Source organism: Streptomyces sp. NPDC051207, assembly GCF_040682395.1.
Lineage (GTDB): Bacteria > Actinomycetota > Actinomycetes > Streptomycetales > Streptomycetaceae > Streptomyces.
Genome location: NZ_JBFBAX010000017.1, coordinates 23,764 through 41,010, shown reverse-complemented (window position 1 = coordinate 41,010; position 17,247 = coordinate 23,764). Strand labels below are relative to the sequence as shown.

The 17,247-nt window shown below is 73.6% G+C and carries 17 protein-coding genes; 9 read left to right on the top strand and 8 right to left on the bottom strand.

Annotation, left to right across the window (positions count from 1 at the left end):
• Positions 1-99: 99 nt before the first annotated feature.
• Positions 100-588 (top strand): flavin reductase family protein, encoded by a 489-nt coding sequence (locus tag AB0M97_RS18235; RefSeq protein ID WP_365961879.1) that lies wholly within the window; start codon positions 100-102, stop codon positions 586-588.
• Positions 589-613: 25 nt separating this feature from the next.
• On the opposite strand, the gene AB0M97_RS18230 is transcribed toward AB0M97_RS18235, so the two are convergent.
• From AB0M97_RS18230 to AB0M97_RS18220, 3 genes are all read right to left on the bottom strand, one after another.
• Positions 614-2,950, bottom strand: a complete 2,337-nt coding sequence (locus AB0M97_RS18230; RefSeq protein WP_365961982.1) for a SpoIIE family protein phosphatase — start codon at positions 2,948-2,950, stop codon at positions 614-616.
• 209 nt (positions 2,951-3,159) lie between these two features.
• Positions 3,160-3,534, bottom strand: a complete 375-nt coding sequence (locus AB0M97_RS18225; protein WP_365961878.1) for a hypothetical protein — start codon at positions 3,532-3,534, stop codon at positions 3,160-3,162.
• A 320-nt stretch (positions 3,535-3,854) separates the two neighbouring features.
• Positions 3,855-4,772, bottom strand: a complete 918-nt coding sequence (locus AB0M97_RS18220; protein WP_365961877.1) for a MurR/RpiR family transcriptional regulator — start codon at positions 4,770-4,772, stop codon at positions 3,855-3,857.
• A 196-nt stretch (positions 4,773-4,968) separates the two neighbouring features.
• Here AB0M97_RS18220 and AB0M97_RS18215 point away from each other — a divergent pair, with 196 nt between their 5' ends.
• Positions 4,969-5,157, top strand: a complete 189-nt coding sequence (locus tag AB0M97_RS18215) for a hypothetical protein (RefSeq protein WP_365961876.1) — start codon at positions 4,969-4,971, stop codon at positions 5,155-5,157.
• 42 nt (positions 5,158-5,199) lie between these two features.
• Positions 5,200-5,604: a DUF3662 domain-containing protein gene (locus tag AB0M97_RS18210; RefSeq protein WP_365961875.1), complete on the top strand. Its 405-nt coding sequence runs from the start codon at positions 5,200-5,202 to the stop codon at positions 5,602-5,604.
• 34 nt (positions 5,605-5,638) lie between these two features.
• On the opposite strand, the gene AB0M97_RS18205 is transcribed toward AB0M97_RS18210, so the two are convergent.
• Complete coding sequence (locus AB0M97_RS18205) at positions 5,639-6,301, bottom strand: nucleoside/nucleotide kinase family protein (RefSeq protein WP_365961874.1); 663 nt, start codon at positions 6,299-6,301, stop codon at positions 5,639-5,641.
• 189 nt (positions 6,302-6,490) lie between these two features.
• Between AB0M97_RS18205 and AB0M97_RS18200 the strand changes: the two genes are divergently transcribed.
• On the top strand, positions 6,491-7,963 hold the full coding sequence (locus AB0M97_RS18200) for a hypothetical protein (protein ID WP_365961873.1): 1,473 nt from the start codon (positions 6,491-6,493) through the stop codon (positions 7,961-7,963).
• Positions 7,964-8,044: 81 nt separating this feature from the next.
• Entirely contained in the window at positions 8,045-8,530 is a 486-nt protein-coding gene (locus AB0M97_RS18195; RefSeq protein ID WP_365961872.1) for a DUF5709 domain-containing protein, read from the top strand.
• Positions 8,531-8,621: 91 nt separating this feature from the next.
• Here AB0M97_RS18195 and AB0M97_RS18190 read toward each other — a convergent pair whose 3' ends face one another.
• The gene (locus AB0M97_RS18190; protein WP_365961871.1) at positions 8,622-8,828 is read right to left on the bottom strand and encodes a hypothetical protein; all 207 of its coding nucleotides are present in this window, start codon (positions 8,826-8,828) and stop codon (positions 8,622-8,624) included.
• Positions 8,829-9,116: 288 nt separating this feature from the next.
• Between AB0M97_RS18190 and AB0M97_RS18185 the strand changes: the two genes are divergently transcribed.
• A complete protein-coding gene (locus AB0M97_RS18185) occupies positions 9,117-9,353 on the top strand; it encodes a chaplin (protein ID WP_365961870.1) in 237 nt (78 codons plus the stop codon).
• A gap of 129 nt (positions 9,354-9,482) precedes the next feature.
• Here AB0M97_RS18185 and AB0M97_RS18180 read toward each other — a convergent pair whose 3' ends face one another.
• Positions 9,483-10,685 carry a beta-1,3-glucanase family protein gene (locus AB0M97_RS18180; RefSeq protein ID WP_365961869.1) on the bottom strand — a complete coding sequence of 401 codons (1,203 nt, stop codon included), beginning with the start codon at positions 10,683-10,685 and terminating at the stop codon, positions 9,483-9,485.
• A 464-nt stretch (positions 10,686-11,149) separates the two neighbouring features.
• On the opposite strand from AB0M97_RS18180, the gene AB0M97_RS18175 reads away from it, so the two are divergent.
• The gene (locus AB0M97_RS18175) at positions 11,150-12,049 is read left to right on the top strand and encodes a GNAT family N-acetyltransferase (RefSeq protein ID WP_365961868.1); all 900 of its coding nucleotides are present in this window, start codon (positions 11,150-11,152) and stop codon (positions 12,047-12,049) included.
• Here AB0M97_RS18175 and AB0M97_RS18170 read toward each other — a convergent pair.
• Positions 12,018-12,971 carry a Gfo/Idh/MocA family oxidoreductase gene (locus AB0M97_RS18170; protein WP_365961867.1) on the bottom strand — a complete coding sequence of 318 codons (954 nt, stop codon included), beginning with the start codon at positions 12,969-12,971 and terminating at the stop codon, positions 12,018-12,020. The genes AB0M97_RS18175 and AB0M97_RS18170 overlap by 32 nt on opposite strands.
• A gap of 49 nt (positions 12,972-13,020) precedes the next feature.
• Positions 13,021-14,046: a LacI family DNA-binding transcriptional regulator gene (locus AB0M97_RS18165; RefSeq protein WP_365961866.1), complete on the bottom strand. Its 1,026-nt coding sequence runs from the start codon at positions 14,044-14,046 to the stop codon at positions 13,021-13,023.
• Positions 14,047-14,282: 236 nt separating this feature from the next.
• Here AB0M97_RS18165 and AB0M97_RS18160 point away from each other — a divergent pair, with 236 nt between their 5' ends.
• Together AB0M97_RS18160 and AB0M97_RS18155 are read left to right on the top strand one after the other, a co-directional pair.
• A complete protein-coding gene (locus AB0M97_RS18160; RefSeq protein WP_365961865.1) occupies positions 14,283-15,788 on the top strand; it encodes an alpha-N-arabinofuranosidase in 1,506 nt (501 codons plus the stop codon).
• A gap of 105 nt (positions 15,789-15,893) precedes the next feature.
• Positions 15,894-17,246 carry an ABC transporter substrate-binding protein gene (locus AB0M97_RS18155; protein ID WP_365961864.1) on the top strand — a complete coding sequence of 451 codons (1,353 nt, stop codon included), beginning with the start codon at positions 15,894-15,896 and terminating at the stop codon, positions 17,244-17,246.
• The last annotated feature ends 1 nt before the right edge of the window (position 17,247 follow it).

The following is a 17,247-nucleotide window of genomic DNA, read 5'->3' as shown; positions in this document are numbered from 1 at the left end:
GGCCCCGGGCCGGGACGGCACGGCCGAAGGTGCCGTGCCGAGCCGGACGGGTACCCGGCAGGCGGAAGCGACCGGGCACGGGAAGGGGACGGCGGCGGCATGGCGGACATGGACGCGTTCACGGGGTGGCTGAACCCCGACATGTGCGTGGTCACGGCCTCGGCGGGCGGCGAGCGGGGCGGCTGCCTGGTCGGCTTCGCCTCGCAGTGCTCCCTCGATCCCGTGCGGTTCGTGGTGTGGCTGTCCGAGGTCAACCGCACCTATCGGGTGGCCCGCCGCGCCGACGTGCTGGCCGTCCACCTCCTCACCCCGGACCAGCACGGCCTGGCCGAGGTGTTCGGCGGACACACCGGGGACCGGGAGGACAAATTCGCGCGGGTCGGCTGGCGTGAGGGGTACGGCGGGGCCGTCGTACTGGAGGACGCTGCGGCCTGGTTCGTCGGCCGGGTGGTGCTGCGCGCCGGGGGCGGCGACCACGTCGGCTTCGTCCTCGACCCGGTGGAGTGGGGCGGGCGGGAGCCCGGCGAGGGCCGGCTGCTGCGCCTGGCGGACGCCCTGGACATCACGCCGGGGCACCCGGTCGACTGAGAACCCCCTGGTGGGCGGAATCGGCCTACTGGGGCAGCGCGTCGGCAGGGCCGTCGTCCGGGACCCGGATGTCGAGCACGCACACGTCGTCGCGCCGCTCCTCTTCGAGCATCGCCGCGAGCACCGGTTCCAGCGCGGAGTCCGTGTGGTCCGCGTGTGCCTCGACGGCCCGGGCGAGCCTTTGCAGGCCCCGGTCTATGGGCTCCTCGGGCCGCTCGACCAGGCCGTCCGTGTACATCAGCACCCGGTCACCGGGCCGCAGGAGGCACTCGCCCTCCTCGAAGACGGGGCTGGGGCTCGCCCCGAGCAGCACGCCTCTCGGCCGCTCCAGGAAGCGTGCCTGGCCGTCGCGCAGCAGCAGCGGCGCCGGGTGACCGGCCTGCGCCCAGACCAGCCGGCGCGCCTGGGCCCGGTAGCAGGCCAGGACCATGGTCGCCGTGCCGTGCGAGTCGTGGGAGTGCAGCAGCAGCCTGTTGAGCCGGGCGAGCGCGCCGGTCAGCGACGAACCCGTGATGACCATGCCCTTGGCGGTGAAGCGGAGCTGGGCCATGGTGGCCACGGCGTCGATGCCGTGCCCGGCGACGTCGCCGACGACGAACAGGGCCTCGCCGTCCGGCAGCTCGATCGCCGAGAACCAGTCGCCGCCGACGTTCACGCCGGACTGCGCGGGCAGATAGGCGACGTCGACGTGCAGCCCCGCCAGCCGCATGGACCGCTTCGGCAGCGGCAGCAGCGCGTGCTGGAGGCGGGCCGCCAGGGTGCGCTCGGCGCGCAGCACGTCGTGCTGCGACAGGATGGCCCGCTCGCTCTCCACCAGGGCCAGCTCCACCCGGCGCCGGGCGGTCAGGTCCTGCACGACGCCGTGCACCTCGACCGGCGTGCCGCTCATGTCCTCGACCGCCTCGGCGACGATGCGCAGGTGCCGTACGGCGCCCGCCGCCCTGACCCGGACCGGCAGGTCGAACGGCCGGCCCTCCGCCTGGAGCGCCTCGACGGCCCGTGCCAGCGCCGGGGCGTCCTCGGGCAGCGCGAGGTCGGACAGTTCGGCGAGACGGACGGGGCCGTGCGCGGGTTCCCGGCCGAACAGGGTGAAGACCTGGGACGACCAGGCGGCCTCCTGGGTGACCAGGTTCCAGTCCGCCCAGCCCACGCTGCCCAGCCGCTGCAGATCCGCCAGCCGCTGTTCTTGCAGGTCGGAGGCGTCGTGCCGAAGCCAGGTGACGACCAGCCGGTCACCCAGCCGCGTCACCCGGACCGCGTACGTGGACAGCTCGGCGACGCCCGCCACGACCTCCTGGTACGCGAAGGGGGCGCCCTCGTGGGGCTCCCCGGTGGTCAGGGTGCGCAGGCAGCCGCGCCACACCGGCTCGCGTCCCATGGCCGGGCAGCACTCCAGCAGCCGCCGTCCGGTCAGCTCGTCGCCCGCGCGGCCGACGATGTCGGCGGCATGCGAGGTCACGGCGTCGATGCGGTAGTCCTCGACGCGTCCCGACGGCGAGCGCAGCGGCGTGAGCAGCATCGCCGCGACCGGCAGCGCGTCGAACAGGGAGCGCAGGGCGGCCTCGGCGGTGTCACCGGTGGTGGTGTCCCCCTGGCGGGGGCCGAACAGGCGCAGCGGGCCGGAACACAGCAGGGCGGCGCCGCGCAGGTGCTCGCGGTGGCGGGGCGTGAAGACGCCGGGGTGCGGGCGGAGCACGCCGACGCACACGTCGTCCGCGTTCGGCATCGGCACCGGCAGCCACGCCTGGGAGCGGCGGCGCCAGGGCGGCTGCCCGACGGGCAGCCGGGGGTCGTCGCGGTCGGCGCCGGTGTCCTCCACCCAGCGCGGCTCGCGGTCCCGCAGGGCGTCGAACGCCGGGAACCCGGCCAGCGGCGGCACATGCTTCCACTGGTCGGCGTGCGGGTCGCCGATGCCGGCGTGCCCGATCAGCTCCAGTGCTCCGGAGGGCCGGCGGGCATACAGCACGACCGTGTCGGCGCCGGTGCTCGGCGCGAGGTGATCCAGCAGGCACTCGGCGAGCTCCTGCGGACCGCCGACCCGTACGAGGGCCCGGCCGAGGCGTCCCAGAGCGGCGGCCACGTCGCCGGGGGAGGCGGCCTCGCCGGGCACGTCGGGCCCGGACACCGCGGGGACCTGGGGAACGGGCCCGGCGGAACCGGAGGCCTGCGCCCCGGTCAGTGGCGGGACCAGGCTGCCGAGCGCGATCCAGCACTCCTCCAGCAGCGTCCGGTTCGCCGCCTTGGCCCGCTGCACCAGGGTGTCGCGCGCGGCGTCCGGGGAGCAGCCGCTCACGGCCATCACCGCGCCCACCGCCCGTTCCAGGACAGCCGAGGTCGCCGCCAGCTCGCGCAGCCGTTCCATCTCGGCCCGCTGCCTGGCGACCACCTTGGCCAGCGCGACCGTGTCCGGCGCGACACCGGACTCGGCCGGGCGGGTGGGCTCGCTCGTCACGGCTTGAGCATCGCACACGCATCCCGGTTCGTTGCCCGGCTTACCCACACGTAATGTTCCCCTGCCGGGCGCGTCGTCGGGCGTGACCGACCTCGGCCCGCGGATCGCAATCGCGCAGCTCAGCGGCCTGAGTCCGGTCCCGTCAGCGCCCGGGTGACCGCGCGGACACTGCGCGCGATGTGCTGGAGCTGGCGGACCTCGGCCGCGTACAACTTGATCGTGTGTTCGATCACGGACTCGTGGAGGCCGAGCCGGGGCAGGTCGGCCCGCGCGGTCTGCAGGGCGGTGCGGGCCACCCGGATCTCGTGCTCGACCTGGATCTGCGCGTGCCGGGCGAGCAGCACGGGGTGGCGCATCAGCGCGGGATAGCCGCCGTAGCGCGCGGGCACCAGCTCGCGCAGCCACCTGACCGCCGACCGCTCCCAGTCGTAGCTGCCGGGGGGCTTGACCTGGCAGGGCCAGTCCTGGCTGGTGCGCGTGGACGTCAGGGGCATGATCATCGCTTCCGGTGGTGCGGCGGCGTCGGGGGGCGACGGGGCGGGGGGCGGCCCCGGCCTAGGGGATGACCGGGACCGCCACGGGCTCCCGCACAGGCGGGGGCCCGGACGAACACCCGGAGCGCCGGGGCGGGTAGGAGTCGGCGGCGGGTGTTCATGCAGCGGGAGCAGTATTTATATATGCCGTCGACTTGGCAAGAAGCATGAAAACATTCATGCGTGCCGTAAAGCGTCGCGCTGTCGGTGCAGGCCCGTACAGAGGGGACGCCCGAGAGCCCAACGGCCCGCGCCCGCCCAGTCCTTGAGGAAGAACCCGCTCAGTCCCCGAGGAAGAACCGGTGCTCGTCGGCGATCTGCTCGTACTCCTCCAGCCGCGCCTGCGTCCGCTCCGGATCGGCGTCGGTCATGGCCTGGAGCAGCGCCGCGCACATCACGCCCGGTGCCGCGTACGAGTCGAACACCAGGCGGGAGCCCGTCCCGCTGGCGAAGGTCACGTCGGCCTCGTCCGCGATCGGGCCGAGCGCCAGGTCGGTGACGAGGGCCACCTTGAGCCCGGCCCGCCGCGCGACCCGCACCGCGCCCAGCGTCTCGTGGGCGTGCCGGGGCAGGGAGAACGCCAGCACCCAGGTGCCACCCGCCTCCCGGGACTGCAGCAGCGCGTCGTAGGCGACGGTTCCGCCGCGCGTGACCAGCCGTACGTCGGGGTGGATGCGGCGGGCGGCGTAGGCGAAGTACTCGGCGAGCGACCCGGAGATGCGCAGGCCGAGGACCGTCAGCGGCACCGACCCGGACAGCTTGCGGCCGACGTCGATGACCCGGTCGGGGTCGGCGAGGTCCCGGCGCAGGTTCTCCAGGTTCTCGATCTCGGCGTCGACGGCCGCCTGCAGCTCGTTGGCGCGGTTCTCCTCGCCGGGGCCGCCCGCGAGGGTGCCGAGCGCGATCGCCTGGAGCCGCTCCCGCAGCGCCGGGTAGCCGCTGAAGCCGACGGCCGAGGCGAACCGCGTCACCGACGGCTGGCTCACCCCCACCCGGTCCGCGAGGTCGGTGATCGACAGGAACGCCGCCTCGGTGAGGTGCTCGATCAGGTACTGGGCGATGCGCCGCTGTCCGGGGGAGAGCCGTGGCTGGTCGAACAGGGCGCGCAGCCGGGAGGTCGGGGAGGGCTCCGCCACGGGAGCGGTCCTTCCCGAGGTGATCGCGGACGCCTGTGCGCGTGCCTGCTGCGGCGATGGCACCGGTGCGCCTCCTTCGTCTCCCACAGCGCTCAACATAGCTCACCGACCGCGCTGACCAGGGGCGGTGACCGGGCCCGCGGTACGGCGGCGACGGCCGGGGCACGGGGGATAGGCGCGGGCCGGACGGGAACCCGGGCGGGGAAGATCCGCACACGACCCCGACACGACCCGAACGCGACCCCAAGGAGTCACCGTCATGACGGTCCCCGAGGAGAACCGGGCGAAGACCGGCGCCACCGACGAGGTCCTGGACGGCCGCCGCGACCGGACAGGCCGTCAGGAGCGCGCCGAGGACGCGAACCGCCCGCCCGGCGGCACCGGCCGCACCCTGCGCGAGGCGCTGGAGGAGGCCCGGGTACGGCCCGACGACTACGACGAGAAGTAGACCGGTGCGAGGAAGCGGACGACAGCGGCAGGAGACAACCACATGAGCGCGCTCACCGCGCTGGAACAGGCCCTGGAACACCGATGGGAGGCCCTGTGGGCCCGGCTCCTGGACAAGGAGCCGGTCGAACTCCTCGACGCGCTGCGGGAGGAGTGCGACAGCAACGCCGTGGTCTGCGGCGAGGGCCGCAAGATGGCACCCAACGTGTACGCCGTCGAACTCCACCACTGCGTGCACGACGAACTCGCGCGACGCGGCAGCCGGGTGGGCCAGGTGCTCACCGACAGCCTGGCCCGGCACGGCGAACGCCAGGGATACATGTGGCCGGGCCCCCTCACGGTGCACGTCACCCGGTCGCCGCACGTGCCCAACGGCCGCTACCGCGTGGCCAGCGCCGTCATGTCGCACGTCAGCGCCGACGGCCTGCCGGACCCCGGGCGGGCGTGACCGGCGGGCGTCTGCCCCGCACCGAACAACCCCGTCAGGCGCGGGCGTCCAGTCGCGGCAGCGCGGTCGGCGGCACCACGAGGTCGGCACGGTCCCGGGTCGCGGCGACCAGGCCGGCGTTGCGCTGGTCGGTGCCCAGCGTCCAGGCCACCGCCTCGTCGTGGCCCTTGCCGAACTCCTCGTGCCGGGCGACCAGCCGCCGGACCCGCTCCTCCTCGTCGAGCTCGCAGAACCACACCTCGTCGAGCTGCGCCCGCACCCGCGCCCACGCGCCGGTCCCCAGCAGCAGGTAGTTGCCCTCCGTCACGACCAGCCGGGCGGTCGGCGGCACCGGCACGGCGCCCGCGACCGGCTGCTCCAGGACCCGCTCGAAGGCGGGCGCGTACACCACGTCGTCGCACGGGTCCTCGCGCAGCCGCCGGAGCAGGGCCGCGTACCCGGCCGCGTCGAAGGTGTCCGGGGCGCCCTTGCGGCCGCGGCGGCCGAGACGGTCCAGCTCGGCGTCCGCCAGATGGAAACCGTCCATCGGGACATGCGCGACCCACGGCTCGCCGTCCCCGTTCAGCGCCCGCACCAGATGCTCGGCGAGCGTCGTCTTGCCCGCGCCGGGGCTGCCCGTGACACCGAGGACCGCGCGCCGCCCGGCGCGGGGCAGGGCACGGGCCCGGCTGAGGAGATCGTCGAAAGTCAGCGGCACACGCAGAGTCTGTCACCCGGCACACCCGCCAGGAATCCCGCGAGCCGCAGGCGGGCCGCCGGGCAGGTGGCCGAATCCCGCGCGACGCGCCCCTCACCGCGTGATTAATGTGGCGGTGATTCCCCCGGAAATCCCCCCACTCCGGCGGAAAGGCCGGAAAATCGGCGACATGCGGCAGAGAGGCGGACGATGACCGGCGGCACCGACGCCATCCTCGTGGGTATGCGACGACACGCACCGGCGACCGGGCCGGGCGCGCCCAGCCGGGAGCACGGCACCCGCCTGCTCATACTGGTGGCCGGCCTGTTCACACTGGCCCAGCTGGTCCTCGTACGCCCCGGCTTCGGCCTCGGCTGGGACGAGACCGTGTACGTCAGCCAGATCAGCCCGCAGGCCCCGGCGGCGTTCTTCAGCGCGCCGCGCTCCCGCGGCGTCACGCTGCTCGTGGCGCCCGTCGCGTCCTGGTCGACCTCCACCGAACTGCTGCGCGTCTACCTCGCCGTGCTCTCCGGCATCGGCCTCTACCTCGCGCTGCGCGCCTGGCGCGGGTTGTTCCCGGCCCGCGTGCTGGCCGCCGCGGGCGCGCTGTTCGCCACCCTGTGGGTGACGCTGTTCTACGGCCCGCAGGCCATGCCCAACCTCTGGGTCGCCTTCGGGGCCCTGGTCTGCGTCGGCTGCTTCCTGCGGGCCCGCGACCACCGCGCCGCCCTGTGGGGCGTCGGCGGCGGCGCGCTCCTCATGGCTCTGATGCGGCCCACGGACGCCGTGTGGGTGACGGTTCCGCTGCTCGCCCTCGCCGTCACCGCCCGCCACCGGCGAACCCTTCTCCCGCTCGTCGCGGGACTCGTGGCCGGGGCCCTCCCGTGGGTGATCGAGGCCTACGCCGGCTTCGGCGGCCTCGCCGAGCGCCTGAACGAGGCCTCCCGCGTCCAGGGCCACCTCGGCTGGTACTTCGCCGTGGACGACCAGATGCGCAGCCTCGGCGGCCGGGCGCTGTGCCGCCCCTGCGTGGGACCGCTGCCGCACCCGGCGGTGGCGCTGTGGTGGTTCGCGCTGCCGGTGCTGGCCGCCCTCGGGCTCGCCGTCGCGGTCCGCGCGGGGCGCACCGCGCGCACCCTGGTCCCGCTGGCCTGCGCCACCACCGCCGCCGCCCCGTACCTGTTCATGATCGGCTACGCGGCGCCCCGGTTCCTGCTGCCCGCCTACGCCCTGCTGTCCCTCGCGGTCGCGGACGCGCTGCGGCACCTGGTCACCGCGCCGCGCGGCCGGTGGCGCACAGCCGCCGTGGCGCTGGTCACCATCGGCCTCGCCGGGCATCTGGCCGTGCAGTACGCGGTGCTCACGCACACCGTCGCCCGCAACACCGCCGACCGCCAGGCCTGGACCCGCGCCGCCGCCGACCTGCACCGGCTCGGCGTCCGCCCGCCCTGCCTGCTCACCGGGCACGAGGCCATCCCCCTCGGCTACTACTCCGGCTGCGCCTCGGCCGCGACCCGCGGCAACAACGCCAACTCCACCGACGCGGAGATCCGGGGCACCGCCCGCCGCATCCCGGTCGCCCACCTCACCCTGCCCGGGGCCACCCCGGCCGGCTATGCCCGAGACTGGACCGAACACCGGCTGGAGCGCCTGCGGGCGTACGTGGCACCAGGTGATCGATGAGGTTAGGGCCCGCGCATCGGGAAACGCGGATCAGGACCCACCGAACGATGCGAGTCGACGCAGCGCCCCAGGGAGGCACACATGGGCACGGAACCGATGGCGGACGACGCGTACCAGCCCACCGGGACCAACGAGGAGCAGGAGGACGCCGCGCCCCTCGACATGCAGGACGCCGTCGACGAACGGACCTACGACGACACGCTGGACGAGGGCTACTCCCCGCCGGAGAAGCCCCTCGGCGTGACCAAGTACGGCACGACCGCCGCCGAGCAGCACGAGGGCGAGACCCTCGACCAGCGGCTCGCCCAGGAGGTTCCCGACGACACGGAGCCCGTCGGGGACGGCGTGGGCGACCTGCCGGGCGGCGAGGGCGAGCCGGTCGACCCCGAGGCGGGCACGGTCCGCGCCGGCCGTCTGGTGGCCCCCGACGAGGGGGCGCACCCGGACACCACGAAGGAGACCGTCGCCGACGACGTGGGCATCGACGGCGGCGCCGCGGGCGCCGAGGAGGCGGCCATGCACATCGTGGAGGACGAGACGGCGCTGCCGGACGACCGGGACGCCTGACACGGGCCGGCCCGCGCCGTCCCACGGCCGTAGCGCCCGGGGAGCCCGCCGAGCACGGCTCGGCGGGCTCCCCGGCGTGCGGGTACCCGGCTCAGGGCAGCAGCTTGTCGAGGGCCGCGGGGCCCTCCGCCGCCAGCTTGCGCTTGGCCCATTCCAGATTGCGGGGGGTGAGGTCCCGGCCCGCGGCCAGTACCAGGTCCTCCGGTGACACCTCGGTGCCGGTGCGGGCGTGGAGCAGGCCGTCCGGGGTGGTGCGGTCCTCGGGCGGCCGGGACGCGTCGGGCTGTGTCGTCGACATGATCTCTGCTCCTCGGGTCCGGATCGCTGGGGCGGCCCCGGTGCGGTCATCGGGTCCGATATCACCATTCAACGGCGGAGTGCACCGTGCATCCGGAAAAGCCCGGGGACCGCGCTGGAGCCGACCGCTCCCTGTCCGTGCAGGGGTACCTTCCCGGGCCGCCGGGAAACCTCGCCGGGACGGCCGGCCGGGGCCCGGCGCCCCCCGTTCGGACGCTCACCGATGTCGCGTCGGCGGGAGGCGGGTTTATGTGGAGTCACGTGTCCCAGCGAGTGACAGGAGTTTTCCATGCGTAACCGTGTGATGGCCGCGGTCGGACTTGCCAGCGCCGCGCTGTTGGCGTGCGCCGGTACGGCGAGCGCGGGCGACGGGCCGATCGTGGGCGTGGCGAAGAACAGCCCCGGCGTCCTCTCCGGCAACGTCGTCCAGATCCCCGTCCACATCCAGACCAACATCTGCGGCAACACGGTCAACGTGGGTGGGCTGCTCAACCCGGCGTTCGGCAACGTCTGCATCAACAAGTGACATCCGCGTCCACCACCGACGCCTGCGTGAACGACTGACGTCGTCACGCGCGAACGGCGCCCCGCGGGATCTCCGCGGGGCGCCGTCCTGCCGTCCGCCCTCTCGCCCCGCTCGGGGCCCGATGGGGCCCTAGAACGGGGTGAGCGTCAGCCGGAAGCCCGTGGGGGCCGTGTCCTGGATGTACGAGGCGAAGTCGGCGACGTCGTCGAAGGCGAAGCCGTAGGCCCTGCCGTCCTCGGTGGCCGCGTGCACCGCCTTGGCGTAGTGGTTGGTCAGGCCGGTGCGGTAGAAGGCCGCGGGGTCGGTGGCCGGCTGCGCCGGGTGGCTGATCAGGGTGGTGCGGTTGAAGCCCGCGCCGAGCACGGCGGCCACCGGACCGGTCGTGCCGTCGTTGGGCGCGGCCAGCCTGCCGTCGCAGAACAGCACGTCCCGGGTGGACGGCTTGTCGAAGCCCACCCGGGCGGGGCCGTCGAAGGTGAACCGGTCCGCGCGCACCCGCCCGGTGAACGTCCCGGCGTTCGTGGTGACCGTGAGGTCCTTGCCGGTGTACGTGCTCCACACCTCGTCGATGTACGGCGCGAAGTAGTCGGCCGGGAACAGCCCGGCGTCCAGGCCGTGCCCGGGCGCGATGACGCGGGTGTCGCCGACCACCAGGTGCGAGAACTCCTCGACCTGCCTCACGGCGGCGAACACGGCGGCGCGCCCGCCCTCGCGGACCGTGCCGGTCGTCTGGTCCTTGGCGCCGGTGAGCCGGATGGCGAGCGGGACGCTGAACATGTCGACCATGGTCGTGTTGCAGAACATGCCCGACGCGTTGTACGTGAACTCGGCGCAGTCGTGCAGCACGCCGTGGTTCGGGTCCGAGGACACCCAGCCCGCCGGGTACTGGAGTACGGCGTTGCCGTTGCCGTCCGCGACGGCCCTGAACTTGAGCTTCCCGCCGAGCGCGACGTAGATCCGGCCGGACATGTACGGCAGGGACAGCCGGGTCTCGTCGCTGCCGGACAGGCTGAGGGCGTAGTCGGTGAAGCCGTCGGGGCCGTTGTCCGACAGGGCGATGGGCGCGAGGGTGCCCTCGGGAGTGACCCGTACCTGCCTGCCGTCCGTGTTGCCCACGATGTAGACGTGGACGTTCGCGTTGTCGAAGGCACCGCTGTTGTTCACGATCGTCAGCGGCAGAGCGCCCGCGGCGGCCTTCGTGCCGGACCCCGAGGTGGTGCCCGCGAGGGCGTGCGGCCCCACCGCGGCGACGACGGGCGCGGCCACCGCCGCACCGCCGAGAGCGAAGAGGACTGTGCGACGGCCGTACGGGCGCTGGTGACGGGGTGTCATGTGGCGGTCTCCTGTGGGGGGATGGTGGTGCTCCGGTGCGGGACACGGACGACACACGACGTGAGAGAGCGCTCTCAGAACGCGCGTGACGCCGCCGCGGGGCCCCGATGCTACGCACGACCCCCGCCTCGGCCAACCGGTCATACGTCCGCCAAGTCCCGTTCGTCACCCGGCACTTGGGTCATCCCGCGCGAACCGCCTGCCGTGCCCGGAGGGCTTAATCGACTGTTAAGGCTCCTTTAAGTGGCGGCTGAAGAGCGCTCTGTCGGGGTTGCCGGTCCGGCGACGAAAACCGGTGGACGACCCGCCCGGGGAGCCGTACCGTGGGGACGCCACGCCCCAAGATCGACGGAAGGAGGCAGCCGTGCAGTTCTCATGTCACCAGCGCTCCCTCCCCGTTGACCCGGCGTGTCACGTCTGAACCGACCGGGAGCGCGCCACGCGGCAGCATCCCGGAGGAATCCATGACCGACACGGTCATCCGCGCGCTCGACGCGCGCGACGCACACCTTTTCGACGCCATGCCCGACCCGCTCGGCGCCGCCGAAGGGCACCGGCTCACCCGGCACCGCCCCGACTGGAAGCGCGTCGCCCTGCGCGACGGCACGGTCGTCGCCCGCGGCGCCTGGTGGGGCGGCCCCGACGACACCGCGCCGATCGTCCTCAACTGGTTCGACGTGGCCGAGGGGGAGGAGGAGGCGGGAGCCCAGCTCCTGCGGACCGCCCCCTGGCAGGCGGAGATCGAACTGAACCTGCCCGACGGCTGGCGCACCGACCCCACGCTGCGCGCCGCGGCCGACACCCGCCTCGCCGCGGCCCGCGCGGCCGGATACGAACTGCTCGCCGAGCGCCGCATCTACCGCTGGACACCCGAGCACGGGCTGCCCGCGCGGCCCGGACGCCTGCGGTTCGGCCCGGAGCCGGACGACGCGGTGTTCTTCGCCGCGCTGCGCCGCATCCACTCCGTCACCCTGGACGCCCACGCCCTGCGGGCCGTCGCCGAGGGCGGACTCGACCGGGCGGCCCAGGAGGAACTCGACGTCTTCCGCTGGTTCCCCTCACCGCGCGAGTGGTGGCAGATCGCCCGTATACCGGACGGCGAGCCGGTCGGCATCCACATCCCGGCGCACAACCCCTCCGGCCCGTGCGTCGGCTTCATCGGCGTCCTGCCGGAACACCGCGGCCACGGCTACGCCTACGACCTGCTGGCCGAGTGCACGCACTTCCTCGCCGAGCGGGGCGCGCGGTTCATCGCCGCGGCCACGGACCGGGGGAACTTCCCCATGGCCCAGAACTTCACCAAGGCGGGCTACCCGGTGGTGAAGGAACGCCTCAACCTCCAGGTGCGGGGACCGGGCCGCTGACCCACGGCCCGCCCCCGCCGGACGGGCGCCGGCCGGTCGTGGCCCCGGTGCCGCCCAGCAGGGCCGCGGCCTGCGTGAGCAGCTCCGTGACCCGTAGCGCGAACCCCGCGTCGCACGGGTGCGGGGAGCCCGACCGGGCGGCGGTCAGCAACGCGTCCGCCGCCCGGACCAGCGCCGGCACCGGACCCTCCGTGGCCTGCGGCATCAGCCGCACGCCGGCCTCGCCGCGCAGTTCCACGGCCGCCCCCGCCGCGGCGGGCGGGGCCGTCAGGCTCAGGGTCACCGTGCTCGAAGCGCCACCGGCATGCTCCAGCACGAGGTGGACCGTGTCCCCGGGGCCGCGCGCGGCGGACGCCACCCGCCGTACGTCGCCGAGCGCCGGCAGCAGCACCGACAGGGCGTGCGGACCGACGTCCCACAGCGCGCCCATCTCCCGCCGCCACGGCGTGGCGAACGGGCTGTCCCCGGTGAACACCGCGCCGAGCCACTCCGCCCGCGCCGTGAACCAGCCCCCGCGCCCGGCCTGCTCGGCGATCCACGCCTCCGGCTCCGGCTGGAAGCGCGTCGTGAAGAAGACCACCGAGGCGACCCCCGCCTCCCGGACCGCGTCCACCACGGCCCGCCCTTGCGGAACCGTCAGGGCGAGCGGCTTGTCGAGCAGCAGATGGCACCCGGCGCGCGCGGCCCGCACCGCGAGGTCCGCCTGGACGTCCGGGGGCAGCGCCACGGCCACGGCGTCCACGTCGGCCAGGAGCGCGTCGACGTCCTCGTACGCGCGCGTGCCGTGCGCCGCGGCAAGCTCCTCCGCCGCCGCAGGGCGCCGTCCCCACACGCCGGTGAAGTCCAGCCCGTCGTGAGCGCTCAGGGCGGGCGCGTGAGCGATCCGGGCCCAGGGCCCGGTGCCGAGCAGTCCGATGCGCATGCCGTCGCCTTTCCAGGAAGCCGATGCCGAAGCCGATCGTAAGGGGCCCTCACACCGGCCCCGTGCTCTCCCGCACGACCAGCCGGTAGTCCGCCGCCACCTCCCGGGCGTCCGGCAGGCGGCGGCCCTGGCGGCGCGGGCCGTTGATCTGGGCGTCGAGCATGTCGACGGCCACGCGGGCGATCTGCGCCTTGTCGGGGGAGACCGTGGTGAGCGTGGGCGTGCTGTAGCGGCCGTCCTCGATGTCGTCGAAGCCCGCCACGGCCACGTCCTGCGGCACCCGCAGCCCGGACGACAGGGCGGTGCGCAGCGCGCCGAGCGCCAGCAGGTCGTTGCAGCAGAACACGGCCTGCGGCGGCTCGGGCAGGTCGAGCAACTGCCGCATCAGCCGGGCGCCGTCGGCGCGGTGGTAGGACGCGGTCGGCGGTGCCAGGCGCTCGTCGTAGGCGATGCCCGCCGCGTCCAGCGCCTCGCGGTAGCCGGCCAGCCGCAGGTGGGCGGTGTTGGCGCTGGGGTTCTCCTGGCGGCCGATGGCGGCGATCCGGGTGTGCCCGAGCGCGATGAGGTGCTCGGTGACCTCGCGGGCGGCGCGCTGGTTGTCGATGGCGACGTGATGGGTCGGGCCGTCCAGCACCCGCTCGCCGAGCAGCACCAGCGCGGTGGTGTCCGTGCGGGCCGACAGCTCCTCGCGGCCCACCGCGATCGGGCTGAAGATCAGCCCGTCGATGCGCTGTTCGCGCACCCCGTCCAGGACTTCCCGCTCGCGGTCCGGCAGGCCGTCGGTCTGCTCGATGAGCACGGTCCAGCTCCGCTCGGAGGCCGCCTCGATCACGAACCGGGTCAGCTCGGCGAAGTAGGGGGCGTCCAGCTCGGGCAGGGCCAGGGCGATCACGCCCGTGCGGCCCTGGCGCAGGTTGCGGGCCGACAGGTTGGGCCGGTAGTCCAGCTCCGCCAGCGCCCGCTCCACCTTCTCGCGCGTCGTCGGCGAGACGTACGTATAGCCGTTGACAACGTTGGACACCGTCTTCACGGACACCCCGGCCAGCGCCGCGACGTCCTTGAGACTCGCCCCCACCTGATCACCTCCACCGCACCCGCGGGGGTGCTCCTGCCCGTGACGCGTCTCACCGTCGCACACGGAACGTCCCTGACGTGCGCCGCCCCTGGTCCGAAGGGGGTCGAAACTTTTTCGGCGGAACCTTGCCGTAGGTATTTACCACGCTGTTTCAACGATGTAATCGTACTCCTGCCGCGCCCGCCTCCCGAGGCCGCGCGGCTGCCCGCCGTACCGATCCAGGGGAGTCACGCTTCATGACCACCGCCCGCCTCACCGTGGACCCGGCCTTCCGGACAGGGTCCGTCGACCGACGACTGTTCGGCTCGTTCGTCGAGCACATGGGCAGGTGCGTCTACACCGGCATCTTCGAACCCGGCCACCCCGCCGCCGACGAGGACGGCTTCCGCACCGACGTGCTGGACCTGGTGCGTGAACTGGGCGTCACCACCGTGCGCTACCCCGGCGGCAACTTCGTCTCCCACCACCGCTGGGAGGACGGCGTCGGCCCCCGCGAGGAGCGCCCGCGCCGGCTGGACCTGGCCTGGCGGAGCATCGAGTCCAACGCCTTCGGGCTCAACGAGTTCATGGCCTGGGCCGCCAAGGCGGGCGTCGAGCCGATGATGGCCCTCAACCTCGGCACCCGCGGCACCGCCGAGGCCCTCGACCTGCTCGAGTACGCCAACTACCCGTCCGGCACGACCCTGTCCGACCTGCGCCGGTCGCACGGCGTGGAACAGCCGCACGGCATCCGCATGTGGTGCCTGGGCAACGAACTCGACGGCCCCTGGCAGATGGGGCACAAGACGGCCCACGAGTACGGGCGGGTCGCCGCCGAGACCGCCCGTGCCATGAAGCGGTTCGACCCCACGCTGGAACTGGTCGCCTGCGGCAGCTCCAACGCGTACATCGACACCTTCGCCTCCTGGGAGGCGACCGTGCTGGAGCACACCTACGAGTTCGTCGACTACGTGTCCCTGCACGCCTACTACGAGCCGGTCGACGGCGACGTCGACTCCTTCCTCGCCAGCGGCGCCGAAATGGACCGGATGATCTCCGCGATCACCGCCACCGCCGACCACATCGGCGCCAAGGTGCGCAACGGCAAGAAGATCAAGCTGTCGTTCGACGAGTGGAACGTCTGGCGCCAGAGCCGCTTCGGCGGCGAGGCCTCCCTGGACTGGCGTCCGGCCCCCGAACTCATCGAGGACGTCTACGACGTCACCGACGCCGTCGTCGTGGGCAGCCTCCTCGTCACGCTGCTGCGGCACGCCGACCGGGTGGGCGCGGCCTGCCAGGCGCAGCTCGCCAACGTGATCGCGCCCATTCTGACCAGCCCGCAGGGCCCTGCCTGGCGCCAGACGATCTTCCACCCGTTCGCGCTGACGGCGCGGTACGCGCGCGGCACCGTGCTGCGCGTGGAACCGGAATCGCCGGTGGTCGACACCGCCAGGTACGGCGAGGTGCCCGCGCTGTGGGCGACCGCCACCCACGACGAGGAGACCGGCGACGTCGTGCTGTTCGCCGTCAACCGGGACCGCACCGAGCCGCTGCGGCTCACCGCCGACGTACGGGCCTTCCCCGGCGCCCGCGTCGTGGAGCACCTGGTCCTGCACGACGAGGACACCGCCGCCGTCAACACCGCCGAGCAGCCCGACCGGGTCCGGCCCCGCCGGGTGGACGGCACCAAGACCGACGACGGCGCGCTCACCGCCGAACTGCCGCCGGTGTCCTGGGCCATGATCCGCCTGGCCACCCGCTGACCCCGATCCGCTTCCCCTCCGCCGACCCCCGGTCCGCCACCCCGCCCGCCGGCCCCGAACCCATCGCACCCGGCCCGGACACGGCCCACTCCCGAGGAGCACACCATGCGCACCACCCCGATCCCCACCTCCCCGCTCTCCCGCAGGACACTGCTGGGTGCCTCGGCCGCAGCCGCGGCGGGACTCCTCACGGCGTGCAGCGGCGGCACCAAGATCGGCTCGGACGAGGGCGGCGCCGACTCGGCGCCCACCTTCAGCGGCGGCGAGTACAAGGGCCCCAAGGTCACCCTGGAGTACTGGAACGGCTTCACCGGCGGCGACGGCCCGCACATGCAGGCCATGCTCCGCGACTTCAACAAGCGCTACGCCGGCCGGATCGAGGTCAAGAACACCACCCGCCAGTGGGCCGACCTCTACCCGGCGCTGCCCACCGCGATCGCCGCCGGCAAGGGCCCGGACGTGGCGGTCGTGCACAACGACCAGATCGCCACCTTCGCCGCCCGCGGCACCCTCATCCCGCTCGACGACGTGGTCGAGGCGCTGAAGCTGACCGGGTCGGACTTCATCCCCGCCGTCTGGGAGGCCGGTGTCTACGACGGCAAGCGCTACAGCGTCCCGCTCGACGTGCACTGCCTCGCCGACTACTGGAACGCGAGCCACCTGAAGAAGGCCGGCCTGGACAAGGCCCCGACCGACCGCGAGGGTTTCGAGGGCGCCCTCGGCGAGCTGAAGGGCGCCGGGATCGCCCACCCGTTCTGGATGCCCAACAAGTGGCCCGCGCACCTGATGTTCATGACGCTGCTGTGGCAGTTCGGCGGCGAGCTGTACGACACCGAGGGCACCAGGGCGCTGTGGGGCTCCGATGCCGGCCAGGAGGCCCTCGGCTGGATGGTCGAGCAGGTCCGCAAGGGGCACAGCCCCGCCCAGGTAGCCCAGGACGCCCAGTACAACGCCTTCAAGAACAACAAGGTGACTTTCACCTGGGACGGCATCTGGCAGATCAACGACCTGAAGGCCACCGCCAGGAGCGTGCCGTGGCAGATGTCGAAGGTGCCCGTCATCGGCGGCACCGACGCGGTGTGGACGGCGAGCCACAACTTCGTGCTGACCTCGCAGGCGGGGCGCGACAAGAACAAGGTGCAGGCGGCCAAGTTCTTCATCGACGAGATGAGCGCCAAGTCCACCGAGTGGGCCCGGGCCGGCATGATCCCCGCCCGCAACAGCGTGCGGGCCGGGGCCGAGGTCAAGAAGCTGCCGCAGACCGCGCTCGCCGCCGACGTCGGCGTCTTCCGGTTCCTGCCCGCCCTGCCCGGCCTCGGCGACGTACAGACCAAGGCGCTCGAACTGGCCGTCCAGCAGGCCGTGCTGGGCAAGGAGTCCCCTGCCAAGGCGCTGGCCGACGGCGTGCGGACCGCGAACAAGGTCCTCGCCGAGAACAAGCAGAAGTACGCGAAGTGAG

Excerpts from the sequence above, each read along its gene's own strand:
- AB0M97_RS18235 (WP_365961879.1), top strand. The coding sequence starts at position 100 with ATGGCGGACATGGACGCGTTCACGGGGTGGCTGAACCCCGACATGTGC.
- AB0M97_RS18230 (WP_365961982.1), bottom strand. The coding sequence starts at position 2,950 with ATGGAACGGCTGCGCGAGCTGGCGGCGACCTCGGCTGTCCTGGAACGG.
- AB0M97_RS18225 (WP_365961878.1), bottom strand. The coding sequence starts at position 3,534 with ATGCCCCTGACGTCCACGCGCACCAGCCAGGACTGGCCCTGCCAGGTC.
- AB0M97_RS18215 (WP_365961876.1), top strand. The coding sequence starts at position 4,969 with ATGACGGTCCCCGAGGAGAACCGGGCGAAGACCGGCGCCACCGACGAG.
- AB0M97_RS18210 (WP_365961875.1), top strand. The coding sequence starts at position 5,200 with ATGAGCGCGCTCACCGCGCTGGAACAGGCCCTGGAACACCGATGGGAG.
- AB0M97_RS18200 (WP_365961873.1), top strand. The coding sequence starts at position 6,491 with ATGACCGGCGGCACCGACGCCATCCTCGTGGGTATGCGACGACACGCA.
- AB0M97_RS18195 (WP_365961872.1), top strand. The coding sequence starts at position 8,045 with ATGGGCACGGAACCGATGGCGGACGACGCGTACCAGCCCACCGGGACC.
- AB0M97_RS18190 (WP_365961871.1), bottom strand. The coding sequence starts at position 8,828 with ATGTCGACGACACAGCCCGACGCGTCCCGGCCGCCCGAGGACCGCACC.
- AB0M97_RS18185 (WP_365961870.1), top strand. The coding sequence starts at position 9,117 with ATGCGTAACCGTGTGATGGCCGCGGTCGGACTTGCCAGCGCCGCGCTG.
- AB0M97_RS18180 (WP_365961869.1), bottom strand. The coding sequence starts at position 10,685 with ATGACACCCCGTCACCAGCGCCCGTACGGCCGTCGCACAGTCCTCTTC.
- AB0M97_RS18175 (WP_365961868.1), top strand. The coding sequence starts at position 11,150 with ATGACCGACACGGTCATCCGCGCGCTCGACGCGCGCGACGCACACCTT.
- AB0M97_RS18170 (WP_365961867.1), bottom strand. The coding sequence starts at position 12,971 with ATGCGCATCGGACTGCTCGGCACCGGGCCCTGGGCCCGGATCGCTCAC.
- AB0M97_RS18160 (WP_365961865.1), top strand. The coding sequence starts at position 14,283 with ATGACCACCGCCCGCCTCACCGTGGACCCGGCCTTCCGGACAGGGTCC.
- AB0M97_RS18155 (WP_365961864.1), top strand. The coding sequence starts at position 15,894 with ATGCGCACCACCCCGATCCCCACCTCCCCGCTCTCCCGCAGGACACTG.